This is a genomic window from Agromyces sp. NBRC 114283 (assembly GCF_030268405.1).
GTDB classification, from domain to species: Bacteria; Actinomycetota; Actinomycetes; order Actinomycetales; family Microbacteriaceae; genus Agromyces; species Agromyces mediolanus.
Genome location: NZ_BSQP01000001.1, coordinates 717,168 through 741,098 on the forward strand (window position 1 = coordinate 717,168; position 23,931 = coordinate 741,098).

20 protein-coding genes are annotated in these 23,931 nt (G+C 72.9%); 12 read left to right on the forward strand and 8 right to left on the reverse strand.

The features are described from left to right. Positions 1-68: 68 nt before the first annotated feature. From hydA to QSJ60_RS03495, 4 genes are read left to right on the forward strand one after another with little or no spacing between them, the layout of a single operon-like run. On the forward strand, positions 69-1,532 hold the full coding sequence (gene hydA / locus QSJ60_RS03480) for a dihydropyrimidinase (protein ID WP_285462580.1): 1,464 nt from the start codon (positions 69-71) through the stop codon (positions 1,530-1,532). 26 nt (positions 1,533-1,558) lie between these two features. Then, positions 1,559-2,575 (forward strand): TIGR03842 family LLM class F420-dependent oxidoreductase, encoded by a 1,017-nt coding sequence (locus QSJ60_RS03485; protein WP_285462582.1) that lies wholly within the window; start codon positions 1,559-1,561, stop codon positions 2,573-2,575. Between the two features lie 43 nt (positions 2,576-2,618). Further along, positions 2,619-3,953, forward strand: a complete 1,335-nt coding sequence (locus tag QSJ60_RS03490) for an aspartate aminotransferase family protein (protein WP_285462584.1) — start codon at positions 2,619-2,621, stop codon at positions 3,951-3,953. After that, positions 3,950-5,464, forward strand: coding sequence for a CoA-acylating methylmalonate-semialdehyde dehydrogenase (locus QSJ60_RS03495; RefSeq protein ID WP_285462586.1), 1,515 nt, complete (start codon positions 3,950-3,952; stop codon positions 5,462-5,464). Before QSJ60_RS03490 ends, QSJ60_RS03495 begins: the two co-directional genes overlap by 4 nt. Positions 5,465-5,732: 268 nt before the next feature. On the opposite strand, the gene QSJ60_RS03500 is transcribed toward QSJ60_RS03495, so the two are convergent. After that, a complete protein-coding gene (locus tag QSJ60_RS03500) occupies positions 5,733-6,704 on the reverse strand; it encodes a helix-turn-helix transcriptional regulator (protein ID WP_285462587.1) in 972 nt (323 codons plus the stop codon). Between the two features lie 61 nt (positions 6,705-6,765). On the opposite strand from QSJ60_RS03500, the gene QSJ60_RS03505 reads away from it, so the two are divergent. Continuing rightward, complete coding sequence (locus tag QSJ60_RS03505) at positions 6,766-7,257, forward strand: VOC family protein (RefSeq protein WP_285462589.1); 492 nt, start codon at positions 6,766-6,768, stop codon at positions 7,255-7,257. After that, entirely contained in the window at positions 7,254-7,850 is a 597-nt protein-coding gene (locus tag QSJ60_RS03510) for a YdeI/OmpD-associated family protein (protein WP_285462590.1), read from the forward strand. Before QSJ60_RS03505 ends, QSJ60_RS03510 begins: the two co-directional genes overlap by 4 nt. A 217-nt stretch (positions 7,851-8,067) precedes the next feature. On the opposite strand, the gene QSJ60_RS03515 is transcribed toward QSJ60_RS03510, so the two are convergent. Next, positions 8,068-9,639 (reverse strand): HNH endonuclease signature motif containing protein, encoded by a 1,572-nt coding sequence (locus QSJ60_RS03515; RefSeq protein ID WP_285462591.1) that lies wholly within the window; start codon positions 9,637-9,639, stop codon positions 8,068-8,070. A 187-nt stretch (positions 9,640-9,826) separates the two neighbouring features. Then, positions 9,827-10,750, reverse strand: coding sequence for a LysR family transcriptional regulator (locus QSJ60_RS03520; RefSeq protein WP_285462592.1), 924 nt, complete (start codon positions 10,748-10,750; stop codon positions 9,827-9,829). 121 nt (positions 10,751-10,871) lie between these two features. Between QSJ60_RS03520 and QSJ60_RS03525 the strand changes: the two genes are divergently transcribed. From QSJ60_RS03525 to QSJ60_RS03550, 6 genes are all read left to right on the forward strand, one after another. After that, on the forward strand, positions 10,872-11,009 hold the full coding sequence (locus QSJ60_RS03525; RefSeq protein WP_285462593.1) for a hypothetical protein: 138 nt from the start codon (positions 10,872-10,874) through the stop codon (positions 11,007-11,009). 273 nt (positions 11,010-11,282) lie between these two features. Next, entirely contained in the window at positions 11,283-12,038 is a 756-nt protein-coding gene (locus tag QSJ60_RS03530; RefSeq protein ID WP_285462594.1) for a Type 1 glutamine amidotransferase-like domain-containing protein, read from the forward strand. Continuing rightward, positions 12,035-13,390: an anaerobic C4-dicarboxylate transporter family protein gene (locus QSJ60_RS03535; protein WP_189084304.1), complete on the forward strand. Its 1,356-nt coding sequence runs from the start codon at positions 12,035-12,037 to the stop codon at positions 13,388-13,390. Before QSJ60_RS03530 ends, QSJ60_RS03535 begins: the two co-directional genes overlap by 4 nt. Beyond that, positions 13,390-14,775, forward strand: coding sequence for a threonine/serine exporter family protein (locus QSJ60_RS03540; RefSeq protein ID WP_285462596.1), 1,386 nt, complete (start codon positions 13,390-13,392; stop codon positions 14,773-14,775). Before QSJ60_RS03535 ends, QSJ60_RS03540 begins: the two co-directional genes overlap by 1 nt. 35 nt (positions 14,776-14,810) lie before the next feature. Next, positions 14,811-15,371 carry an orotate phosphoribosyltransferase gene (gene pyrE, locus QSJ60_RS03545; RefSeq protein WP_189084306.1) on the forward strand — a complete coding sequence of 187 codons (561 nt, stop codon included), beginning with the start codon at positions 14,811-14,813 and terminating at the stop codon, positions 15,369-15,371. Beyond that, positions 15,371-17,968, forward strand: a complete 2,598-nt coding sequence (locus QSJ60_RS03550; RefSeq protein ID WP_285462598.1) for a septum formation family protein — start codon at positions 15,371-15,373, stop codon at positions 17,966-17,968. The genes pyrE and QSJ60_RS03550 overlap by 1 nt, the downstream gene beginning before the upstream one ends. An 89-nt stretch (positions 17,969-18,057) precedes the next feature. Here QSJ60_RS03550 and QSJ60_RS03555 read toward each other — a convergent pair whose 3' ends face one another. The 5 genes from QSJ60_RS03555 to QSJ60_RS03575 all read right to left on the reverse strand — a co-directional run bounded on the left by QSJ60_RS03555 (position 18,058) and on the right by QSJ60_RS03575 (position 23,908). Next, entirely contained in the window at positions 18,058-18,852 is a 795-nt protein-coding gene (locus tag QSJ60_RS03555) for an HAD-IIA family hydrolase (protein ID WP_230768314.1), read from the reverse strand. 100 nt (positions 18,853-18,952) lie between these two features. Continuing rightward, positions 18,953-20,296 carry a serine hydrolase domain-containing protein gene (locus QSJ60_RS03560; protein WP_285462601.1) on the reverse strand — a complete coding sequence of 448 codons (1,344 nt, stop codon included), beginning with the start codon at positions 20,294-20,296 and terminating at the stop codon, positions 18,953-18,955. 12 nt (positions 20,297-20,308) lie between these two features. Then, a complete protein-coding gene (locus QSJ60_RS03565) occupies positions 20,309-20,980 on the reverse strand; it encodes a metal-dependent transcriptional regulator (protein WP_285462603.1) in 672 nt (223 codons plus the stop codon). A 106-nt stretch (positions 20,981-21,086) separates the two neighbouring features. Next, the gene (locus QSJ60_RS03570) at positions 21,087-22,421 is read right to left on the reverse strand and encodes an ATP-binding protein (protein WP_285462605.1); all 1,335 of its coding nucleotides are present in this window, start codon (positions 22,419-22,421) and stop codon (positions 21,087-21,089) included. A 122-nt stretch (positions 22,422-22,543) separates the two neighbouring features. After that, on the reverse strand, positions 22,544-23,908 hold the full coding sequence (locus QSJ60_RS03575) for an Nramp family divalent metal transporter (protein ID WP_285462606.1): 1,365 nt from the start codon (positions 23,906-23,908) through the stop codon (positions 22,544-22,546). Between the last annotated feature and the right edge of the window lie 23 nt (positions 23,909-23,931).

Consider the following 23,931-nt stretch of genomic DNA (forward strand, 5'->3'; position numbering starts at 1 on the left):
CTTCGACAAGCTCAGGGAACCAGCATCGTGACGCAGCATCCCTTCGACCAGCTCAGGGAGCCAGGACTATGACCACGACCCTCATCTCGGGCGGCACCGTCGTCGGTGCGACCGGCCGCGGCGCCGCCGACGTGCTCGTCGACGGCGAGCGCATCGTCGCCGTGCTGGAGCCCGGCAGCACGCTGCTCGGCGCCGAGCTCGCCGGTTCCGTCGACCGGGTGATCGACGCGAGCGGCAAGTACGTCATCCCCGGCGGAATCGACGCGCACACGCACATGCAGCTGCCGTTCGGCGGCACGGAGGCCTCCGACACCTTCGAGACCGGCACCCGGGCGGCCGCGCACGGCGGCACCACGACGATCATCGACTTCGCCGTGCAGCGGTACGGCGAGCGGGTCGAGGACGGGCTCGCGGCCTGGCACGAGAAGGCGGCCGGGGAGTGCGCCATCGACTACGGCTTCCACCAGATCGTGGGCGGCGTCGACGAGGCATCCCTCCAGGCCATGCGCAAGCTGCCCGACGAGGGCATCACGAGCTTCAAGCTCTTCATGGCCTACCCCGGCGTGTTCTACTCCGACGACGCGCAGGTGCTGCGGGCCATGCAGGTCTCCCGCGAGACCGGCATGCTCACGATGATGCACGCCGAGAACGGGCCGGCGATCGACGTGCTCGCCGAGCAGCTCGCCGAGCAGGGCAAGACCGACCCCTACTTCCACGGCATCGCCCGCGCCTGGGAGATGGAGGAGGAGGCGACGCACCGCGCGATCATGCTCGCGAAGCTGACCGGCGCCCCGCTCTACGTCGTGCACGTCTCCGCGAAGCAAGCGGTCGAGCAGCTCGCCTGGGCCCGCGACCACGGGCAGCACGTCTTCGGCGAGACCTGTCCGCAGTACCTCTACCTCTCGCTGGAGGAGCAGCTCGGCGCCTCGAGCGAGCAGTGGGGCGCGTTCGAGGGGGCGAAGTGGGTCTGCTCGACGCCGCTGCGCAGCCGCGAGGAGCGGCACCAGGACGCGATGTGGCAGGCGTTGCGCACGAACGACCTGCAGATGGTCTCGACCGACCACTGCCCGTTCTGCATGAAGGACCAGAAGGAGCTCGGCCTCGGCGACTTCCGCAAGATCCCGAACGGGATCGGCTCGGTCGAGCACCGTATGGACCTCATGTACCAGGGCGTCGTGACCGGCGAGCTCACCCTCGAGCGCTGGGTCGAGCTCACGAGCACGACGCCGGCGCGGATGTTCGGGCTCGCCGGCCGCAAGGGCGCGATCCAGCCCGGCGCCGATGCGGACCTCGTCGTCTACGACCCGAACGGGCGCACGACGATCGGCATGCCGGTCGACGAGCAGGGCAACCCGACCGGCCGCACCCACCACATGAACATGGACCACTCCGCGTGGGAGGGCTTCGAGGTCGACGGGCACGTCGACGTCGTGCTGTCCCGGGGCAAGGTCGTCGTCGAGGGCGACGAGTACCTCGGCCGCAAGGGCGACGGCCGATACCTGAAGCGCGGGCTGTCGAGCTATGTGAGTTGAACGTTCCAGAGACGGAGGCACCACCCATGGACTTCGGCGTCGTCCTGCAGACCAACCCGCCCGCCTCGCGGACCGTGCACCTCGCGAAGCTCGCCGAGCAGTTCGGCTTCTCGCACGTGTGGACGTTCGACTCGCACCTGCTCTGGGAGGAGCCGTACGTCATCCATTCCCAGATCCTCGCGGAGACCCGGCGGGTGATCGTCGGACCGTTCGTCACGAACCCGGCGACCCGCGACTGGACGGTCACGGCGAGCGTGTTCGCGACGCTCAACGAGATGTACGGCAACCGCACGATCTGCGGCATCGGCCGGGGCGACTCGGCCGTGCGCGTGACGAACGGCAAGCCGACCACGATGGCGGAGCTCCGCGAGTCGATCCACGTCATCCGCGAGCTCGCGAACTCGCGCGCCGTGGAGTTCAACGGCGCGACGCTGCAGTTCCCGTGGTCGGTCGGCTCCCGGCTCGACGTGTGGGTCGCAGCCTACGGGCCGATGGCGCTGAAGCTCGCCGGCGAGGTGGGCGACGGCTTCATCCTGCAGCTCGCCGACCTCGACATCGCGGCGTGGATGATCCGCACGGTGCGGAACGCGGCCGAGGCCGCCGGGCGCGACCCCGACGAGATCGCGTTCTGCGTCGCGGCGCCCATGTACATCGGCGACGACCGCGAGCACATGCGCGAGCAGTGCCGCTGGTTCGGCGGCATGGTCGGCAACCACGTCGCCGACCTCGTCGCGCGCTACGGCGAGCACGGGCAGGTGCCGGAGGCCCTGACCGAGTACATCCGCGGTCGCGAGGGCTACGACTACAACAGCCACGGCCGGGCGTCGAACGACCACGTCGACTTCGTGCCCGACGAGATCGTCGAGCGATTCTGCCTGCTCGGCCCGCCGGAGGAGCACATCGAGAAGCTGCAGCGGCTCGCCGAGCTCGGCGTCGACCAGTTCGCCGGGTACCTGCAGCACGACAACAAGGAGGAGACCCTGCGCGTCTACGGCGAGCAGGTGATCCCGGCGCTCCGCGAGCACCTCGTCGCGAAGCGCTGACCGCCGAGCCGATCACCCAGTCGATCACCGAACGGAGCGCATAATGACCGATCCCGGGTCCGACCACACCGACGTCACCGACGAGCTCGCGCGCGAGCTCGACCGGGCGCACGTCTTCCACTCGTGGTCGGCGCAGGCGCAGACCTCCTCGCTCGTCATCGCCTCGGGGCGCGGATGCCGCGTCTGGGACCACGCGGGCGTCGAGTACCTGGACTTCTCGAGTCAGCTCGTGAACGTCAACATCGGCCACCAGCATCCGGCCGTCGTCTCGGCGATCCGCGAGCAGGCCGAGCTGCTCACCACCGTCGCCCCGGCCACGGTGAACCTCGCCCGCGGCGAGGCCGCGAAGCGGATCGTCGCCCGCGCGCCCGAGGGGTTCCGCCGGGTGTTCTTCACGAACGGCGGCGCCGATGCGAACGAGAACGCGATCCGCCTCGCCCGGCTCACCACGGGGCGCGACAAGATCCTCTCCACGTACCGCTCGTACCACGGCAACACGGGCGCGGCGATCGTCTCGACCGGCGACTGGCGGCGGGTGCCGAACGAGTTCGCCCGCGGGCACGTGCACTTCTTCGGACCGTACCTCTACCGCTCGGAGTTCTGGGCGCGGAGCCCGGAGGAGGAATGCGAGCGGGCCCTGCAGCACCTCCGCCGGGTGATCGAGTCGGAGGGGCCGCAGACCATCGCGGCGGTGCTGCTCGAGACCGTGCCGGGCACCGCCGGGGTGCTCGTGCCGCCGCCCGGCTACCTCGCCGGCGTCCGCGAGCTCTGCGACCGGCACGGCATCCTGCTGATCCTCGACGAGGTGATGGCGGGTTTCGGCCGCACCGGCCGGTGGTTCGCCTTCGACGGCTACGAGGTGCGGCCCGACCTCATCACCTTCGCGAAGGGCGTGAACTCCGGCTACGTGCCGGCCGGCGGGGTGATCATCGACGAGCCGATCGCGGCGGGATTCGACGAGCGGGTGTTCCCGGGCGGCCTGACCTACTCGGGGCATCCGCTCGCGATGGCCTCGATCGTCGCGACGCTCGACGCGATGGCCTCGGAGGGCATCGTCGAGCACGCGCGCGCGATCGGCGAGACGGCGATCGGCCCGGGGCTCGAGGATCTCGCCGAGCGGCACGAGCTCATCGGCGAGCTGCGCGGCGAGGGCGTGTTCTGGGCGATGGAGCTCGTCGCCGACCGCGAGACGCGCGAGCCGCTCCCGGCGCCGGCGATGGGGGAGCTCAAGGCGGCGCTGCTCGCGCGCGGGCTGCTGCCGTTCATGCAGGACAACCGCATCCACGTCGTGCCGCCGTGCGTCGTGACCGCCGACGAGGTGGCCGAGGCGATGGCGATCTACGACGAGGTGCTGAGCGCAGTGGGAGGCGCATTATGAGCGAACAGGAGTCGAGCGAGCACGACTTCGTCGAGCACTGGATCGACGGGGCCGCGACGAGCGGCGCGGGCGAGCGCACCGGGCCCGTCTACGATCCGGCCCGCGGCGTGGTCGCGCGCCGGGTGCGGTTCGCCGAGGCATCCGACGTGGATGCCGCGGTGGATGCCGCGGCGCGCGCCTTCCCCGCCTGGCGCGAGGTGTCGATCGCGAAGCGGCAGCAGATCATGTTCCGCTTCCGCGAACTGCTGGCGGCGCGGAGCGACGAGCTCGCCGCGATCCTCACGAGCGAGCACGGCAAGGTGCTCGGCGACGCCGCCGGCGAGATCGCCCGCGGACTGGAGGTCGTCGAGCTGGCGTGCGCGATGCCCGCGTACACGAAGGGCGAGTACTCCGAGAACGCCTCGACCGGCATCGACGTGTACACGGTGCGGCAGCCGCTCGGGGTGGTCGGCATCATCAGCCCGTTCAACTTCCCCGCGATGGTGCCGCTGTGGTTCTTCCCCATCGCGATCGCGTGCGGCAACACGGTGGTGCTGAAGCCGAGCGAGAAGGATCCGAGCGCCGCGGTCTGGCTCGCGCGGCTGCTGCAGGAGGCCGGGCTGCCCGACGGCGTGCTGAACGTGGTGCACGGCGACAAGGTCGCGGTCGACGCGCTGCTCGAGCACCCGGAGGTGCGCTCCATCTCCTTCGTCGGTTCCACCCCGATCGCCCGGTACATCTTCGAGACCGCCGCGCGCACCGGCAAGCGCGTGCAGGCGCTCGGCGGCGCGAAGAACCACATGCTCGTGCTGCCGGACGCCGACCTCGAGCTCGCGGCCGACGCCGCCGTGAATGCCGGCTTCGGCTCGGCGGGCGAACGCTGCATGGCGATCTCCGCACTCGTCGCGGTCGAGTCGATCGCCGACGAGCTCGTCGGGAAGATCGCCGAGCGGATGGCCCGGCTGCGCACCGGCGATGGCACCCGCGGTTGCGACATGGGGCCGCTGATCACCCGGGAGCACCGGGACAAGGTGGCCGGGTACCTCGATGTGGCCGTGGCGGACGGGGCATCCCTCGTGGTCGACGGGCGGGACCCGCAGGTGGACGGCGAGGCGGACGGCTTCTGGCTGGGGCCGACGCTCATCGACCGGGTGCCGACCGACTCGGCCGTGTACCGCGACGAGATCTTCGGACCCGTGCTGTCGGTCGTGCGGGTCGCGGGGTACGAGGAGGGGCTCGCGCTCATCAACGGCTCGCCGTACGGGAACGGCACCGCGATCTTCACGAACGACGGCGGCGCCGCGCGGCGGTTCCAGCGGGAGGTGACGGTCGGCATGGTCGGCATCAACGTGCCGATCCCGGTGCCGGTCGCGTACCACTCCTTCGGCGGCTGGAAGGACTCGTTCTTCGGCGATACGAAGGCGTACGGGCCGCAGGGCTTCGCGTTCTTCCAGCAGGAGAAGGCGATCACCTCGCGCTGGCTCGACCCGAGTCACGGCGGTGTCGACCTGGGGTTCCCGCGGCACGACTGATCGGGCTCCGCCCGCCCCTGTCCTGTCCCCGCCCCTCCCCCGGCGCCCCGGGCCCCCGGCCTGCCCCCTGCCCCCGGCCTGCCCCCTGCCCCCGGCCCGCCCCCTGCCCGCCGCCGTCCTGGCAAGACGTCAGTATTTGCGGGTCGCGGGGCGGGCGCACCCGCAAATACTGACGTCTTGCCAGGGGCAGGGGCAGGGGCACCAGGGGGATGAGGAGGGGAACACGCGCGCGGGGCGCGCCGCGCGAGGTGGGGGCGGGCGGGGAGTCTCAGGCGGGGGCGGGGACGGCCGTGCTCGCCGCGGCGAAGCGGCGGGCGAGGCCGGCGATCACGTCGCGGAGCTCGGGCGGCTCGACGACCGCGAAGGGCAGTTCGAGCCGACCGAGGTAGACGGCGAGGTCGTGGAGGGTGTTCGATCCGGTCTCGACGAGACAGTGCTGCGCGTCGAGCGGCGTGACGAGGCCGGCGGGCGGTTCGAGCCGTTGCAGCAGCTCGGCCTGCGAGACGTCGAAGCGGATGCGGGCGCGCACCGGCCAGCTCGCGGAGCCGATGCCGCGGAGCACGTGCGCCGCGGCGCCGCCCTCCGGCGGCTCCCGGGGAACGAAGCGCCGCGCCGTGGGGGCACCCGATTCCACGCGGTCGGCGCGGAAGCTGCGCCAGTCCTCGCGGTCGAGATCCCAGGCGAGCAAATACCAGCGGCGGCCGGTGAAGACGAGTCCGTGCGGCTCGACGAGGCGGTCCGTCGTGGTGCCGTCGGCGGCGCGATAGCCGAAGCGGAGGCGTTCGTGGTCGCGGGCGGCGGCGGCGATCGTCTCGAGCACGCTCGCGTCGACGGTCGGGCCGCCGCCCGCGGCGGAGACGGTCGCGTCGCGGAGGGCGTCGACGCGGTGGCGCAGCCGCGGCGGCAGGGTCTGCTCGAGCTTGGTGAGGGCCCGCAGCGAGGCTTCTTCGATGCCGGTGACGGAGCCCGCGGCGGCGGCCCGGAGTCCGACGGCGACGGCGACCGCCTCCTCGTCGTCGAGGAGCAGCGGCGGCAGGGCGCTGCCGGCTGCGAGCCGGTAGCCGCCGGCGACGCCGGGCGAGGAGTCGACCCGGTAGCCGAGGATGCGGAGCCGTTCGATGTCGTTGCGGATCGTGCGTGTGGTGACGTCGAGGCGGTCGGCCAGTTCGGCACCGGCCCACTCGCGCCGGCTCTGCAGCAGGGCGAGCAGGCGGAGCATCCGGACCGAGCTTTCGAGCATTTCGCCAGTCTGCCAGGAATTGCGGAAAGAAAGGTTCCGCAATGGCGTTTAGCGTGCTGCTATGAGCATCAACGAGCAGTCCGAATCCGTCCGTCCGACCACCGCCGCGCCGCTGCGCGGGCTCAGCACCGTCAACCTCTACGCCGACGACGTCGCCGCCGCCCAGCGCTGGTACACGGAGTTCCTCGGCGTCGAGCCGTACTTCTTCAACCCGCCGCAGCCGGCGCCCCCGATGTACGTCGAGTTCCGCCTGGGCGAGCTCCAGCACGAGCTCGGCATCGTCGACCGTCGCTTCGCGCCGAGCGCGGGGGAGGGCGGCGCAGTCACGGGGGACAGCAGCACCGCGGCCGCTCAGCCGATCACGTACTGGCACGTGGACGACGTCGAGGCAGTGCTCGCCCGGCTGCTCGAGCTCGGCGCGGCGCCGCATCAGCCGGTCATCGAACGCGGGCCAGGCTTCGTGACGGCGTCGGTCGTCGATCCGTTCGGGAACGTGCTCGGCATCATGTTCAACCGGCACTTCCTCGACATGGTCGGCGGGGGCGTCGCATGACCACGGCAACGACGGCCGGCGCCTCCTCGGCCCGACCCGAGCTGCTGCTCTTCGAGGACGCTGCCGAGTGGGAGGCCTGGCTCGATCGGAACGGCGACGCAGGGGAGGCCTGGTTGCGCATCGCGAAGCGGGGCCGGGCCGGGTTGGCGATCTCCGACGCGCTCGACGTCGCGCTCTGCTTCGGCTGGATCGACAGCATCCGCCGGGGCAACGACGCGGCCTCGTTCGCGCAGCGCTACTCGCCGCGGCGGGCCGGCAGTCCGTGGTCGGCGATCAACGTCGAGCGGGCGGAGGCGCTCGAGGCGGCGGGGCGCATGCGTCCGGGCGGACTCGCGCAGCTCGCCTCGGCGCGGGCCGACGGCCGGTGGGATGCCGCGTACGTCCGTCAGCGTGACGCGACCGTGCCCGAGGATCTCGCGGCGGCGCTCGCCGCGGTGCCGCTCGCCGAGCGTCGATTCGAGGCGCTCGGCAAGACGCGGCAGTACGCCCTGGTGCTGCCGCTGCTGAAGGCGCGCACCGCCGAGGGTCGGGCGGCTCGGATCACGAAGCTGGTGGCGGAGCTCGGTGACCTGCGCGGTGCGTCGGCGGGCTGAGCGGGGAGTGTGCGGATGGCCCGGGGGTGAGGGGCCGTGGCGAGGGTGAGGGGCCGGGGCCTGGGTGAGGGGAATCGGGGCCGTGGCCGGGGTGGGGCGTCGGGTCGGGCCCGGGGTGAGAACGGTCGGAGCCGGAGCCGGAGCCGGAGCCGGAGTCGGAGCCGGAGCCGGAGCCTGCGCCTGGGTTCCGGGCGTTCAGCGGCCAGGGCCGGGTGCGCTACGCCGCCGGCAGGCGCAACGCGCCCGGTGCCGGCGAGGCATCCGTCATCTCGTGCGATGCGGCGAGCTGCCGGTCGGTGCGCAGCTCGAAGCGGGCCCTCCCGCCGAGCCTCGGTCGCTGCTCTGGATCGAGGTGCGGGGGCGGCACGAACCAGACCTCGCGCCGGTCGGCTCTGATGCGCCAGCCCTCGCGATGCACTTGATGGTGGCAATGGCTGCAGAGGAGCACCCCATTGTCGAGGTCGCTGGGCCCTCGATGCCGGTGCCACCAGTCGATGTGATGCGCCTCGACATAGGCGATGTTGCGCCCGCAGGAGGCGCATCCGCCGTCGCGCTCGCCGAGGGCGAGGCGCTGCGCGCGGGAGAACAGCCGCCGGGAGCGGCCGAGGTCGAGCGGCAGCGCCTCGCCGCCGAGCACCGCGGGAACGAACTCCGCGTCGACCGCGAGGCGCCGCGCTGCGGCAGCCGAGATCGGCCGGTCGAGGCCGTCGATCGTCGCCTCGCCGACGCCGCTCAGCAGCGCGTCGAGGTCGAGGCGGACGACGACCGTCGCCTTCGCACGCGTCGCAGCGGCCTCGCAGCCGAGGACGTGGCGGGCGAGCTCGCTGAGTGCATCGGCCTGGAGCTGCGGGATCGTGCGCCGGTCCTCGAGCACCGGGCCATCCGGCGCCGGGCCATCCGGTACCGGGCCACCCGGCACCGGGCTTTCGTTGTCGACCGTCGGGGAGGCGCCGGCGAGCTGCGCGTCGGCCGCGTCGACTTCGCAGTCGGGGAAGGCCACGGGCGTCGGTTGCCGATCGCGGCGCCGGTGCAGCGTCTCGGAGACGATCGCCTCGATCGCCGCCTTGACCGGTGCCGCCGTGACCGGGTCGAGCCGTGCCGTGATGCGGACCATGCCCGATGCCTCTTCGACGATCGAGAGCGTGCGCTGCTGATGCATCGCCTCGTCGCGTGGTTCGACGCCATCGGGATCGAGCCGCCCTTCGGCGTGCCTGACCGCGCGCAGCACGAGCCCGTGCGGCGCGGCGCTCGCGAAGCGGACGAGCTCGGCCTCGTAGGCCTCAGCGCGCCGCAGGCTCGTGCGCGGAGCGATGCGCTCGAGCATGGTGCAGATGGCGTCGGCCGCATCGACGGAGAGCGCGCCCTGCTCGAGGGCGTCGGCCACCGCGGGGTGGCGCGCCGGTCGGAGCTGACCGGTGAGCGTCTGGCGTGGGCGCGTGGCCGCTCCGACGCGGAGCAGCTTGGCGGCACCGGCGACCGCGTCGCCCGTGGCGGCGGCGACGAGGCTGGCCGCGTTGCGGTGACCGTGCCGCTTGGCGAGGCCCTCGGCCCCGAATCCCGCATCGGAGCGCGCCGCGACTTCGGCGGCCACGGCCGAGAGCGCGACCTCGGTCGCCCGTCGCAGTCGCGCGGCGGACTGCAGAACGCGCAGGAGGCCCGCATCGCTCATCGCCGTGGGGGCGGTGTCGGCGCCAGTCTCGGAGCCGAGCCCGAACGCCGGGCCCGCTTCGCCCCACGCAGCACGAAGCGACGCCAGGTCGGCTTCGAGTGCGTCGAGCGGGTTCGTCATGCTTCCAGCCTGTCAGCGATCGCTCGCCAACGGTGCTGGAAGTGGCGCTTCATCAGGGGGAACGGCGCTCTGGAAGTGGCGCTATCGCTCGGGGCATCGTGATGGATGCAGGCCACCCGGCTCCGGATCCGCCCGGCCCAACGCCCAGCCCCCGCCTACGCCAGCACCCGCCTACATCAGCCCCCGCCTACGCCCCGGTCCCCGCGCCGCCGGCGCCGAGCTCCGCCGCCTTCGCCACGAGTACGTCGAGCACCGTGCGCACCGCCAGCCGCTCGGCGACGTCGGGCCGCACGAGCGCCACGATCTGCCGGGCCGACGGCACGCCGCGCAGCGGCTTCAGCACGAGCTCGGGCGGGAGGGAGCCCGAGGTGTAGCGAGGGACGAATGCGACGCCGAAGCCGGCCTGGATGAACGCCTCCACGATGCGCATGTCGCTGAAGCGCTGGGCGATCTCGACCCGGCGGCCGCCCTGCTGCTCGATGGCGTGCAGGATGCGCTCGAACGGGAACCCGGGCGGGACGCCGAGCCAGGTCTCCTCGACGAGGTCGCTCGCCGTGAGGTGCGAGCGGCCCGCGAGCCGGTGCGTCGCGGGCAGCCCGATGTCGAGCGGCTCGGTGAGCAGCGGCACGACGCGGAGCCCCCGCCCGCCCCAGGGCAGCACCCCGGGCATGGTGTGGGCGAGCACGATGTCGTAGTCGGCCGTCAGCTCGGCGAACTCGGCGAGCTCCGGGTCGAAGTCGGTCGCGCGCACGACGAGGCCGGGCACCTGCTGGAGCTCGGTCAGCACGGCGGGCAGCATGGTCGCCCCGATGGTCGGGAAGGTCAGCAGGGTCACCTCGCCGCTCGGGTCGTTGCGGAACTTGTCCCAGACGGCGTCCGCCCGGGCGAGTGCGATCGCGACATCCGCCGCGCTCCTCGCCAGCGCCTGTCCCGCGCTGGTGAGCACGATGCCGCGGCCGCTGCGTTCGGTGAGCGGGGCGCCGGCCTCGCGCTCGAGCACCTTCAGCTGCTGCGAGACCGCCGAGGGCGTGCGCCCGGTCGCCTCGGCGACGGCGGTGACGCTGCCCCGTTCCGCGAGTTCTCTGAGCAGGTCGAGACGGCGCACATCCATGTAGCGATGCTACATCGTCAGTGAAGGTGCATCAGATTGTGCTGAACGGTTTTCCGCGCTTCAATTGAACTGTCGAACACGTGCAACGGCGCCTCCGTCGCTCGACGATCCACTGGTCTTCGTGAAAGGAACCACCGTGTTCGCCATCCTGCTCCTCCTCGGCGGCGTCTCGCTCGCCGGCCTCGTCGGCTCCGTCGTCGTCGCCTCGCGCGACGGCTACCGTCGCCTGCCGAAGGAGACCTTCGCGCGCATTGTGTAGCGCGAAGCGGGGCATCGCCCCGGAGTCGAGGGCCGCTGCGCGGGGGAGGGACACCCCGCGGGGCGGCTCTCCTCGTTTCTGCGGACGGATGCCCCAGGGCGGGATGGCTCGGACGGATGCCCCAGGGCGGATGGCTCGGGCGGATGCCTCGGAGGCGGATGCCCCGGGCGGATGCCCCGGCCCGCTGAGCGATCGCGCCAGCAAATGCTCGACTCGGAGCCGCCTCCAGCGCTAGCGTGTGCCGCAACGGGTACATCGAGGTCTGGGGGGACGATGGCGCACGTGGTGGCGACCGGCGCGGGCAAGGCGATGATGGAGCGCCGCAACGACCCGACGCACGAATACATCCTGCAGCTCACCGGCACGGAGCGCCCGCGGGTGCTCTTCGTCGGCACGGCGACGGGCGACGAGCAGGCGTACACGCTGAGCTTCTACAAGACCTACGACTCCGACCGGTGCGCGCCGCACCACCTGACGCTCTTCCACCGCGACCTCGACGACCTCGCGGGCTTCGTGAAGGGCTTCGACGTGATCCACGTGGGCGGTGGCAACACCGCGAACATGCTCGACGTCTGGCGGCGCCAGGGGCTCGACGAGATCATGCGCGAGATGTGGGACGACCCCGCGTCGAACACCGTGTTCACGGGCGGCTCCGCCGGCGGCATCTGCTGGTTCGAGGGCGGCACGACCGACAGCTACGGCCCGACCCTCCAGGTGCTGCCCGAGGGGCTCGGCTTCCTGCACGGCAGCTTCTGCCCGCACTACGACGCGGAGGACCAGCGCCAGCCGCTCTTCCACGACGCGCTGCTGAAGGGCGAGCTCGCCACCGGCTACGCCGTGGGCAACCTGCAGTCGCTGCACTTCGAGCGCGCGGGCGGCGGCGCCCCCGAGTTCGTCACCGCGATCAGCCCCGTCGACCCGCCGCTCGCCCTCCGTGTCGAGGCCGTCGACGGCGAGATCGTCGAGACGCCGCTGCCGGTGCGGGTGCTCGAGGGCACCGGGCCGATCGTGAAGGGGCCGAGCGCATGAACGACAACGTCTGGATCCTGCTCGCCGAGCTCCTGGTCGTCATCCTGGCGATCTTCATGGGCACGCGCACGAGCGGCATCGGCCTCGGCGTGTGGGGCCTCGTCGGCGTCGCGGTGCTCATCTTCGTCTTCGGCGAGGCGCCGGGCAACGCCCCGGTCGACGCGGTCTTCATCGTCATCACGGTGATCACGGCGGCCTCGGTGATGCAGGCGGCGGGCGGCATCGACTGGATGGTCTCGGTCGCGGCGAAGGCGATCAGGAAGCGACCGCGCTCGGTGGTCTTCCTGGCCCCCGCCATGTCGTTCCTCTTCACCGTCGGCGCCGGCACGGGCAACATCTTCTACCCGCTGCTGCCCGTCATCTACGACGTCTCCTACCAGCAGCGGATCCGCCCGGAGCGGGCGCTCTCGGTCTCCGCGGTCGCCTCGCAGGTCGGCATCCTCTGCTCCCCGGTCTCGGCGGCGACCGCCTCGATGGTGGTGCTGCTCGCCCCGCAGGGCTTCGACCTCGGCAAGCTGCTGCTCATCATGTGGCCCGCCTCGATCGTGGGCCTCTTCCTCGCCGCGCTCGTCATGCTCAAGCACGGCAAGGAGCTCGAGGACGACCCCGAGTTCCAGAAGCGGCTCGCCGCCCACCAGGTCGACGCGCCGCAGGAGGACGCCCACGAGCAGAAGCTGCCGAAGACGGCGGTGCTCTCGGCATCCCTCTTCCTCGCCGGCGTCGCCGTCATCGTCTTCTGCGGCCTCTTCTCGAACCTGCTGCCGGTGATCGGCACGAACGACGCGGGCGACCCGATCCATCTCTCGGTGACCACCGTCATCGAGGTCACGATGGGCGTCATCGCGGCCCTCATCTTCGTCTTCTGCAAGGTGAAGGCGGCCGACGTGCCGAAGCAGTCCACCTTCCCCGCCGGCATCGTCGGCGCCATCGCCCTGTTCGGCATCGCGTGGCTCGCGAACACCTTCGTCGCGGCCAACACGCAGCTCATCGTGGACGGGCTCGGCTCGATGGTCTCGGGCTCCTCGGCCTTCGTCGGCGCGCTGTTGTTCGCGCTGGCGCTCTTCGTCGTCGCCATGCTGACGACGAGCCAGTCGAGCGCGACGAACGCGATCGTGCCGATCGGCCTCACCATCGGCCTGCCCGCGCACCTGATCGCCGGACTCTGGCCGAGCGCGATGGGCATGTACACGCTGCCGGCCAACGGCAGCCAGGTCGCGACGGTCGCCTTCGACCGCACGGGCACCACGAAGATGGGCAAGTTCGTCTTCGACCACTCCTTCCAGCTGCCGAACCTCGTCTACGTGTTCAGCGCGATCATCGTGGGCGTGGCGATCTCCTTCCTCCTCGGCTGATGGCGGCCGAGCGAGCCGGGTCCGAGCACGCCACGGCCGACCGCGCGGCGCAGCGCATGAACGACCCCCTGCTCGGCCGCTTCCTGCTGGGGCTCGCGGAGGGCATGAACGCGGCGGCCGAGTCGGTCGATCAGATCCGCACGGACATGACCCGCGTCGCCCGCGCCTACGGTCGCGACGACATCGACTTCGTCGTGCTGCCGACGGTGATCCTCGTCGAGACGGGCACCGGCGAGGCCGGGCGGGTCGCCATCCGCTCGGTGAGCGCGAGCTTCCGCTTCGACCAGATCGCCGCGCTCTACCGGCTCCTCGGCGAGGCCAAGGAAGCGGCGGTCGACCCGGCCGACGGCATCGACCGGCTGAACGAGATCGGCCGGATGCGGCCGAAGCGCGGATGGCTCGTCCGCACCGTCGGCCACGCGGTGCTCACCGCCGGGCTCGCGCTGCTCCTCACCCCGACGTGGGAGGGCGCGCTCGTCGCGTTCGTGCTCGGCGCGCTCATCGGCGTGGCGAAGCTCGTGCCCTCGCCGACCCTGCAGCTCGTGTTCCCGGTGTTCGCGGCGTTCGTCTGCGGCGTCGCGGTGTTCCTGCTGGCGCCGCACTTCCCGCTCGGCGATCCGCTGCGCCTGCTCATCGCCCCGCTCGCGACCTTCCTCCCCGGCGGGGTGCTCACGACCGCCGTGATGGAGCTCGCCGCCGGGCAGATGATCGCCGGTGCGTCGCGCCTCGTGATGGGGATGGTGCAGTTGGGCCTGCTCGCGTTCGGCATCCTCGCCGCCGGCACCGTCGTGGGCGTCGCGGACTCGAGCTATGCGCCGCTCGCCTCTGCGGAGTCGTTGCCGTGGTGGGTGGGCTGGCTCGCGCTGCTGCTCTTCGCGATCGGCAACTACCTGCACTTCTCCGCGCCGGGATCGACGTTCGCCTGGGTGCTGCTCGCGCTCGTCGTGGCGTACCTCGGGCAACTGATCGGCACCGCGCTGCTCGGCGCGACGGTGTCGGGCTTCATCGGGGCGCTCGCGATGACGCCGGTCGTGCTGTGGATCGCCTCGCTGCCGAAGGGCGCGCCCGCGCAGCTCACCTTCCTGCCGGCGTACTGGCTGCTCGTGCCGGGTGCCGCGGGGCTCGTCGCACTCACGGAGGCGGTGGGCGCGAACGAGGGCTTCGACGACTTCGCCCTCGCCCTCGTCTCGATCATGTCGATCGCCCTGGGCGTGCTGATCGGCACGGCCCTCTACCGAGCGGTGCACCACGGGGCCGAGGAGCTCGCCGCCTTCCACATCGAGAAGCCGATCGCGGCGGTCACGGGCGGGGCCGGCAGCATCTGGAGCCGCCTCCGCTCCCGCCTCGGATCCCGATTCCGCTCTCCGCTCCGCCGACGAGGCTGAGGGTCTTCCAGGGAGGCGGGCCGTAGAGTATTCGCGTGACTCAGCACGACTCGGACGCCCGCCGCCAGCTCATCGACCACATCTCGCGTGAGGCGGTCTTCCACGGCGACTTCACCCTGACCAGCGGCAAGAAGGCGAGCTACTACGTCGACCTCCGCAAGGTCAGCCTCGACCACCGGGTCGCACCGCTCATCGGCCAGGTCATGCTCGATCTCATCGCGGACGTGCCCGATGTGGCCGCCGTGGGCGGCATGACGATGGGCGCCGACCCGATCGCGAGCGCCATCCTGCACCAGGGTGCCGCCCGCGGGCTCGCCTACGACGCGTTCGTCGTGCGCAAGGAGCCGAAGGACCACGGCCGCGGCCGCCAGATCGAGGGCCCCGAGCTCGAGGGCAAGCGCGTCATCGTGCTCGAGGACACCTCGACCACCGGCGGGTCGCCGCTGAAGGCCGTCGAGGCGCTGCGCAAGGTCGGCGCCGAGGTCGTCGCCGTCGCCGTCGTCGTCGACCGCAACACCGGTGCACGCGAGGTGATCGAGGCCGAGGGCGTGCCGTACCGCTACGCCATCGGGCTGGACGATCTGGGGCTGGCCTGATGGTCCAGCGAGGCGGCGAGCCCGGAGGCGAGGAGTTCGGCGACGCGGATTGGCTGCTCGGTCAGCTCGGCGACGGCGAGGCGGATGCCGCGGATGCCGCTGACGAGTCGCGCCGGCAGGGCCGCCGTGCGGCGGCCCCCGCGCCGTCCGAGCCCGCCGCCGAACCGGAGTTCGGTGCCCCCGCCGAGCCGCCGGTGACGCCGCCAGCGGCCGGGGCGACCCCCTCGCCGGGATCGCCGGCTGAGCCGGTCGGCTCGGATGCCTCCGCGCCGCGCACCCCGTGGTGGACCAGCCGTTCGCGCGGCCGCCGCGCGGCCGAGCCCGCGACGGACGGGGGCGCGGGCTCGGGAGCGGTCCCGTCGACGCCGGCGTCGCCGCTGCCGACCGCCGACTCCGAGGCCCCGCGCGATGAGCCGAGCGGCCGCCGCCGGGCGGGTTCGCCCGGCGAGGAGTCGCTCGACTGGTTCTCCCTCGCCGCCCAGGCGCCGCAGGCACCCCAGCAGGCGGAGCCGCCCCAGCCGGCGGAGCCGCCGCAGGCTCCGGAGGCCGAAGGCGCCGCCGCTCCGATGACCACGCCCGCCGTGCCCATCAGCGACGAGCCACGCAGCGAGCGCGGCGACACGGGCGTGCTCGACGAGCCCCTGCTCCGCCGCCGCGACCGCGGTCCGGCGGTCCCTCCGGCGGATCCCATTCTCACGGCCGTGGAGCCGCCCGTCGCGCCGCAGCGCGCACCGCAGCCTCCTGCCGCTGCTGGTGCACCGGCGCCCGAGCCGCCCCGCAGCGAGACCCGAGCGGAGCCGTGGGCGCCCGCGACGCCCGCCGTGCCGGCGGAGCCGCAGACGCCGGTCGTGCCCGGACCGGCGACCCCGACGGCGCCGTTCGCCCTCACCTGGGGCGACCCGGCCGCTGCAGCCGGAGCCGTGCCGAACGAGCCGAGCACGCCCGTGCCGGGCGCCGCCGAGCACGAGACCGGGGCGTTCGGTGAGCCGCTCGTCCCGCCGCCGGTCTCCGCGGCCGCAGCCTCCGCCTCGGCCGCCGCGACGACCGACTTCGACGCCGCGCTGTGGTCCGCTCTGCAGGAGGGCGACACGGGCGAAGCTCCGACCCTGTCGCCGGACGCGCACGTCGCGGACGCGCACGTCGCGGACGCGCACGTCACGGATGCACGCGTCACCGACGCCGACACTGCTGCCGCCGCCGGCGCGGTGCCCCCGGCGCGGACCCCGTTCCCCGCCTTCGCCTCGGGCAGCACCGCCCCCGTCGAGCCCGCCGTCGAAGCGCCGGTCGACGATCTGCTCGCCGGCGTCGCCTCCGGCGCCGCGGTGGGCGCCGCAGCCACCCCCTCGGAGACCGCGCAGACGCCGGACATCGAGGCACCGACCGAGCCCGAGCCGTCCACCGACGCGGAGCGCGACCCGCTGGGGCTGGGCTTCGGCGCAGGAGCGGCTTCGGCGTTCGATGCGGCGGCCGCGCAGCGTGAGCCCGACGACCTCGACGACGACGAGGCGGACGCTCCCGAGGAAGCCGCCTTCGTGTGGGGCATCGTGCCCGACCCCGAGGCGGCCGACCCGCGCGCCGAGGACGGCCCGCTCGGCACCGTCGCGCTCGCGGCGGTCGCCGCGGAGGGCGAGACCCCCGCCACCGGGGCGCTCACCGACGAGCAGCCGGAGTCGGCACCGCCCACGGCGGCCGACCCGGCCGAGACGCTCGACCCGGCCGACACGCTCGACCCGGCCGACACGCTCGACCCGTTCGGATTCGGCCCCGAGGCATCCGCGGTCGCCGAGCCCCGCGCCGGCGATGCCGAGCCCTCCGCCGCGACCGCCCTGTTGCCGGTCGCCGGAACCGCGGCTGCGGCCGGCGCAGCGGGCCACGCCGGGGGCGCCGGCCGCACGCCCGCGGGCGATGCGGGCCGGTTCGCGTCCGAGTCGCGCGCGCAGCGCGCCGACGCGCCCGGCCCCGGGTCGCGCGGCGGGTCCGGCGCCGGCTCCGGCGCAGGTGCCGGCGGCGCAGGCGGCGGTTCACGCCGGCGCATCCTGCTCTGGATCGCGGGCGGCCTCGTGGCCGTGCTCGTCCTCGGCGGCCTGTTCCTGCTCGGCACGAAGCTCCCGTTCGGCGCCCAGCCCGCGGCATCCGGTCCGGCGACGAGCGAGTCGGCCGCACCGAGCGACACGCCCGCCCCCGCCCCGACCGCGGCGCAGCCCGCCGGGGTGCATGCCTGGAACACCCTCTTCGGCGGCGAGTGCATCGACCCGTTCACCGACGCGTGGGCCCAGGACTACACGGTCGTCGACTGCGCGGCGCCGCACGCGGCGCAGCTCGTGCTCCGCGGAACGCTGCCCGGCGAGGCCGGGGCGGCGTTCCCGGGCGACGCCGAGCTCGCGGCGCAGCTGGGCACCGCCTGCCAGGCCGACGGCGTGCTCGACGGGAACGCGATCGCGGGCCTCAGCGATCTGCAGCTCGTCTTCTCGTACCCGCTCGCCGAGCAGTGGGACGCCGGCGAGCGCACCTTCTACTGCTTCGCGAACCGCTCGAGCGGGGAACCGCTCACGGGCAGCATCGCCGGGGCGACGCCCTCGCAGGTCGCCGCCGGCTGAGCCGCGCGGCGCTCCCCGCGCCCAGCACACCGAGTTGCCCGACTTCCATGAAAGTCGGGCAACTCGGGATTAAGGCTCGGGGGTCGGGGTCAGAGCTCGGTCTCGGCGGGCTCGCCGACGAGCTCGAAGACGCCCTTCAGCACCTCGTCGGGACGGAACGGGTACTTCTCGATCTCGGCCTGGTCGCTGATGCCGGTGAGCACGAGCACGGTGTGCAGGCCCGCCTCGATACCCGCGACGATGTCGGTGTCCATGCGGTCGCCGATCATCGCCGTGTTCTCGGAGTGCGCCCCGATCTTGTTCAGCGCCGAGCGGAACATCATCGGGTTCGGCTTGCCGACGACGTACGGGTCCTTGCCGGTGGCCTTCGTGATGAGCGCGGCGATCGCGCCCGTCGCGGGCAGCGGGCCCTCGGCGCTCGGGCCGGTCGCGTCGGGGTTCGTGACGATGAAGCGCGCACCGCGGTCGATCAGCCGGATCGCCTTCGTGATCGCCTCGAAGGAGTAGTTGCGGGTCTCGCCGACGACGACGAAGTCGGGATCGGTCTCGGTCATGATGTAGCCGGCGTCGTGCAGCGCGGTCAGGATGCCCGCCTCGCCCACGACGAACGCCGAGCCGCCGGGCACCTGCTGCTTCAGGAAGTCGGCGGTCGCGAGCGCGGAGGTCCAGATGCGCTCCTCGGGCACGTTCAGGCCGGAGGCGCGAAGCCTCGCCGAGAGGTCGCGCGCCGTGAAGATGGAGTTGTTCGTGAGCACCAGGTAGGGGGTGCCCTGGTCCTCCCACTGCTGCAGCAGCTCGGCGGCGCCGGGCAGGGCGTGGTTCTCGTGCACGAGCACGCCGTCCATGTCGGTCAGCCAGCACTCGACTTCGTCGCGTCGTCCCATGCGTCCAGCGTAGGGCTCCGATGTTGCGAACGGATGACGACGGCGGGATGCCCCGGCCGGCCGCGAGCGGCGCGCCGAGGCATCCGCTGGCCTGTGCGGCTCAGCCGAGCGCGGCGATCAGCTCCTCGACGAGCTGCACCTCGCTCGGCTCGTCGTCGGCTTCGGGGGTGAAGCCCATCCGCACGACGACGAGGCCCTCCGACGGCACGACGATGACCTTCTGCCCGTCGTGGCCCGAGGCGTAGTAGGTGTCGGCGGGCAGCCCGGGCCAGCGCGGCGAACCGTCGGTAAGGGTGTTCACCCGCCAGCCCATGCCGTAGCCGGGGTCGTCGGTCTGCTCGACGGGCAGCACCTCGAGGCTCTTGGCCATCCAGTCGGCGGGGAGCAGCTGCTCGCCGTTCCACTCGCCGTTCTGCAGGGCGAACTGGCCGAGCACGGCCCAGTCCCGCGGGGTCATCCACAGGTATGAGGAGCAGACCGGGGTGCCGGCGGCGTCCGGCTCGAAGACCGCGGAGGAGAGTCCGAGCGGGCCGAGCAGCGTCTGCCGCGGCAGGTCGGCGCCGAGGCCGGTGCGCTCGGCGAGCACCGAGCAGAGCAGCGTCGTGGAGCCGCTCGAGTACTCCTGCACGGTGCCCGGGGCGTGCTCGAGCGGGAGCCCCGCGACGTAGCCGCCCATGTCGGCCTCGCCGTAGAGCATCTGCGTGATGGGGGTGCCGAGGTCGTAGGTCTCGTCCCACTCGATGCCGCTCGTCATGCGCAGCAGCTGCTCGATCGTGATGCTCGCGCGCTCGTCCGTCCACTCGGGGCGGAGCTCGGCGTCGTCCAGGGTGACGACGCCCTGCTGCACGAGCACGCCCGTGATGAGGTCGGTCGCGCTCTTTGACATCGACCAGCCGAGCTGCGGCGTCGCGGCGTCGAAGCCGTCGGCGTAGCGCTCGCCGACGAGCTCGCCGTCCTTCAGAACGACGACCGCGCGGGTGCCGAGCGCCGCCGCCTCCTCCGGCGGGGTTCCGTCGCCGAATGCGGCGGCGATGGCCGCGTCGACCGCGGGGTCGGCGGTCGGAGCCGGGGCGCCGGCGAGCGGGTTGCCGGCGTCGTCGATCGGGGTCGCGGTGCCGAGCTCGGGGCGCTCGCCCGCGAGGGTGCAGCCGAAGCCCTCCGTGTACCAGGCACGCTGCTTCGCGAGGACGCCGAGCAGGGAACCGGTGGTCTCGCCGGGCTCGTCGGCGCCGAAGCGCAGGTACGGCACGAGCGGATTCGGCGGCAGGTCGTGCTCGGGGTCGTCGCGCCCGGCGAGCTCGGTGACGGCGCACGCGTTGTGCGCGGCGTAGCCGGTGCCGGTGAGCAGCATGGGACGTTGCCACCAGTACCCCGCGACGCCCGCGGCGATGACGACGGCCACGACGACGGCGAGGGCGATGAGCGTTCGACGGAGAATGCGCACCGCCGGATGCTATCAGGCGCTGAGCCAGATCTCGGCGGCCGCCGTGCCCGGCAGCTCGAGCGCCGGCGCCGGGGCATCCGCCGTTCCCGCCGAGAGTCGCACGCGCTCGCCGTCGCCGAGGCTCACGACCACCTCGACGCCGGGGGCGAGGCCCGCGGCCTCGAGCTCGCGGAGCACGGCGGGGTCGCGGTCGCTGATCCGGAGGATGCAGCCGCGGTGCCCCTGCGGCGCCTCGTCGAGGCGCAGGAACGGCTCGGCCGGGATCGTGCCGTCGGCCGCCGGGATCGCGTCGCCGTGCGGGTCGCGGCTCGGCCGCCCGAGCCGCTCGTCGATCACGTCGAGGAGGCGGTCGGAGACGGCGTGCTCGAGCACCTCGGCCTCGTCGTGCACCTCATCCCAGCCGTAGCCCATCTCCTGCACGAGCCAGGTCTCGATGAGCCGGTGCCGGCGCACGACGGCGAGGGCGCGCTCGCGTCCGGCGTGGGTGAGCCGGAGCGGGCCGTACGGGACGTGCGCGATGAGGCCGGCGGCGGCCATCTTCTTCACCATCTCGGTGACGCTCGACGGGGCGACGCCGAGCTTGCCCGCGAGCACGGACGGCGTGATGGGGTCGGGCTGCCACTCGGTGTGCGCGTACACCGTTTTCAGGTAGTCCTCGATCGCGGGATTCTTGCTGGCCGGCATCGGCCCCAGACTACCGGGCCCGGCGGGCGGGGAGGCTTCGGTCGCCGGCGCACGGCGGGGCGCTGGATGCCTCGTGGGCTCGCCCCCGCGCCACCGCATCGACCGGTTACACGCGAGCCAGGGCCTCGATGTCCTCGAGGAAGGCCTCGGCGGTCTCGGGCGACACCGTGGTGCGGGTCGCGCCGATCGCGTCGAGGTAGTCCTCGGTGCTCGGGCCGGCGGGTCGGCCGGAGGCATCCGCCCGGACCGAGGCATCCGCGCGCGCCGCCGCGTCCGCATCCGCCGCCCCGTTCCGCACCGCCGCCTCGAAGGCGCGCTGCGAGGCGCTGCGCGCGGCGAACTCGATGTCGGCCGGCGAGAAGCCGGCCGTCCGCTCGACGAGGAGCGCCAGATCGACCTCGCGCGCGACCTGCTCCGGCACGTAGCGCTGCCAGATCGCGAGCCGCGCGGCGTCGTCGGGCAGGCCGATCGGGATGACGTAGTCGAACCGTCCGTGCCGGAGGAACGCGCTGTCGAGGGCGCGGATGAAGTTCGTCGCGCACACGAGGAGCCGCCCCGGCTGCTCGCGGAACGCCGGGATGATCTTCAGCAGCTCGTTCGTCACGCCCTGCAGCGGCGACGGCGGCTCGCCCGAGCGCTGCGCCGCGATCTCCTCGACCTCGTCGATGAAGACCACGGCGTGCTCGAGCTCGGCGATCTTCGTGAACGTCTCGCGCAGGGCGCCGGCGAGGCCGCGCGGGTCCGCCGCCAGCCGCGAGGGGAACACCTCGACGAAGGACCACTCCAGCCGCGATGCGATGGCCTTCGCGAAGGTCGTCTTGCCCGTGCCGGGCGGGCCGAACAGCACGACCGCGCGCGGCGGCACCACCCCGTAGCGCTCGGCCAGGTCCGGCTCGGCGAGGGGCAGCACGAGCCGCTGCTCGAGGATCTCCTTCTCCCGCCGCATGCCCGCGACCGACTCCCAGAGCGTGCGCGGCAGCAGCCGGCCGCCGAGCTCGGCGAGCGAGGTCAGCTCCTGCCGCTGCACCGGGATGCGCCGCTCGAAGTAGCGCAGCTGGTGCTTCGGCTCGAAGCCCTGGTTGGCGAAGGCGTCGACCCGGCTCTCGTGCTCGGGGATCAGCGCCGAGAGCTTCGTGAGCCCGTGCGGGGCCATCCGCTTCTCGAGGGCCGCGAGCATCGCCGAGCCGATGCCGCGACCGCGCCAGTCCTCGGCGATGCCGAAGAAGACGATCCAGCCCTGGTCGTGCGCCGCCCGCCCGACGACCGCGCCGACGAGCTCCTCGCCGTGCACCGCGACGACGGCGTGGTCCTTCTGACAGGAGGCGACGACCTCGCTGAGGTCGTAGACGGGCTCGTGCGCCGAGCGCCGCTGGGCCTCCCACAGGTGCAGGATGCCGTCGAGATCGTCGTTGTGGAACTCGCGCACGCGCCAGCCGGTCATGGGGTCCTCCTCCGTGGGTTCCCGCAGCGTAGGCGACGAGCGGGCCGGGCGCGGGCTCTGTGACGGACCGCGCGGATGAAACTCTGCCCACTGTTGCCGTGGCCGAAACTTCTGCGGCAGTTCTACGCCCCGGTGAACACCAGCCAGAGCAGCAGCGCGTTGAGCGCGATGAGGAAGACGGATGCCGCGACGCCCGCCGTCGTCGTCGCCCAGTGGTTGCGCCAGCGGCCGAGCACGCCCGCCTTCGCCGTGAGCGACACGAGCGGCACGAGTGCGAAGGGGATGCCGAACCACAGCACGACCTGGCTGATCACGAGCGACAGCGTCGGGTCGAGCCCGAGCCCGAGGATCACGAGCGCGGGCAGCAGCGACACCAGCCGGCGCACGAGGAGCGGCACGCGCACGTGCAGCAGTCCGTGCATGATCTCGGCCCCGGCGTACGCGCCGACTGAGGTCGAGGCGAGGCCGGAGGCGAGCAGCCCGATCGCGAAGAGCGTCGCGATGACGGGGCCGAGCGCTGCCCCGAGCGCGGCGTACGCGCCCTCGAGGCTGTCGGTTCCCTCGACGCCGGCGAGGTTCACGGCGGCGAGCAGCAGGATGCAGAGGTTCACGGTTCCGGCGATCGCCATCGCGACGGTGACGTCGATGCGCGTGGCGCGCAGCAGCACGCCGGCCGGCAGCTCGGTCGCCTCGCCGGGCGCGGCGGTGCGGCTCGACCCGGGCGTCGCGAAGCGGTCGCGGCTGAGCGCCGAGTGCGCGTAGATCGCGTGCGGCATGATCGTCGCGCCGAGGATCGAGGCGGCGAGCAGCACCGATCCGGTGTCCGCGAAGCGGGGCACGAGGCCGGCGAAGAGGCCGCCGGGGTCGGGCGGGGCGATCAGCACGCCGACGCTGAAGCCGATCGTGATGATGAGCAGCAGCCCGATGATGACGAACTCGAAGGTGCGCGGGCCGCGGCGCGACTGGATCATCAGCAGCCCGATCGACACCGCCCCCGTGATCACGCCGCCCCAGATCAGCGGGATGCCGAACAGCAGGTTCAGCGCGACCGCGCCGCCGATGATCTCGGCGAGGTCGGTCGCCATCGCGACGAGCTCCGCCTGCAGCCAGTAGGCGCGCCGGCCCCAGCGGCTGCGGATGCGCTCGCCGAGCACCTCGGGAAGGCTCCGCCCGGTGACGATGCCGAGCTTCGCCGACAGGTACTGGATGAGCCACGCCGTGAGGTTGCCGAGCACGACGACCCAGACCAGCAGGTAGCCGTACTGTGCGCCCGCGGTCATGTTGCTCGCGACGTTGCCCGGGTCGAGGTAGGCGACGCCGGCGACGAGCGCCGGTCCGATGAGCCAGGCGGCGCGCGGGACCGAGCCGCGCCGCTTCGGGCGGCGGCCGTGCGGCCCGGCGGCGGATGCCTCGGTGGATGCCTCGACGGATGCCTCGACGGGGCGGTCTGCGGTGGGCGCGAGCGGATCGGCGGGAGATTTCGGCATACCGAAAAGTTAGCAGAATTTAG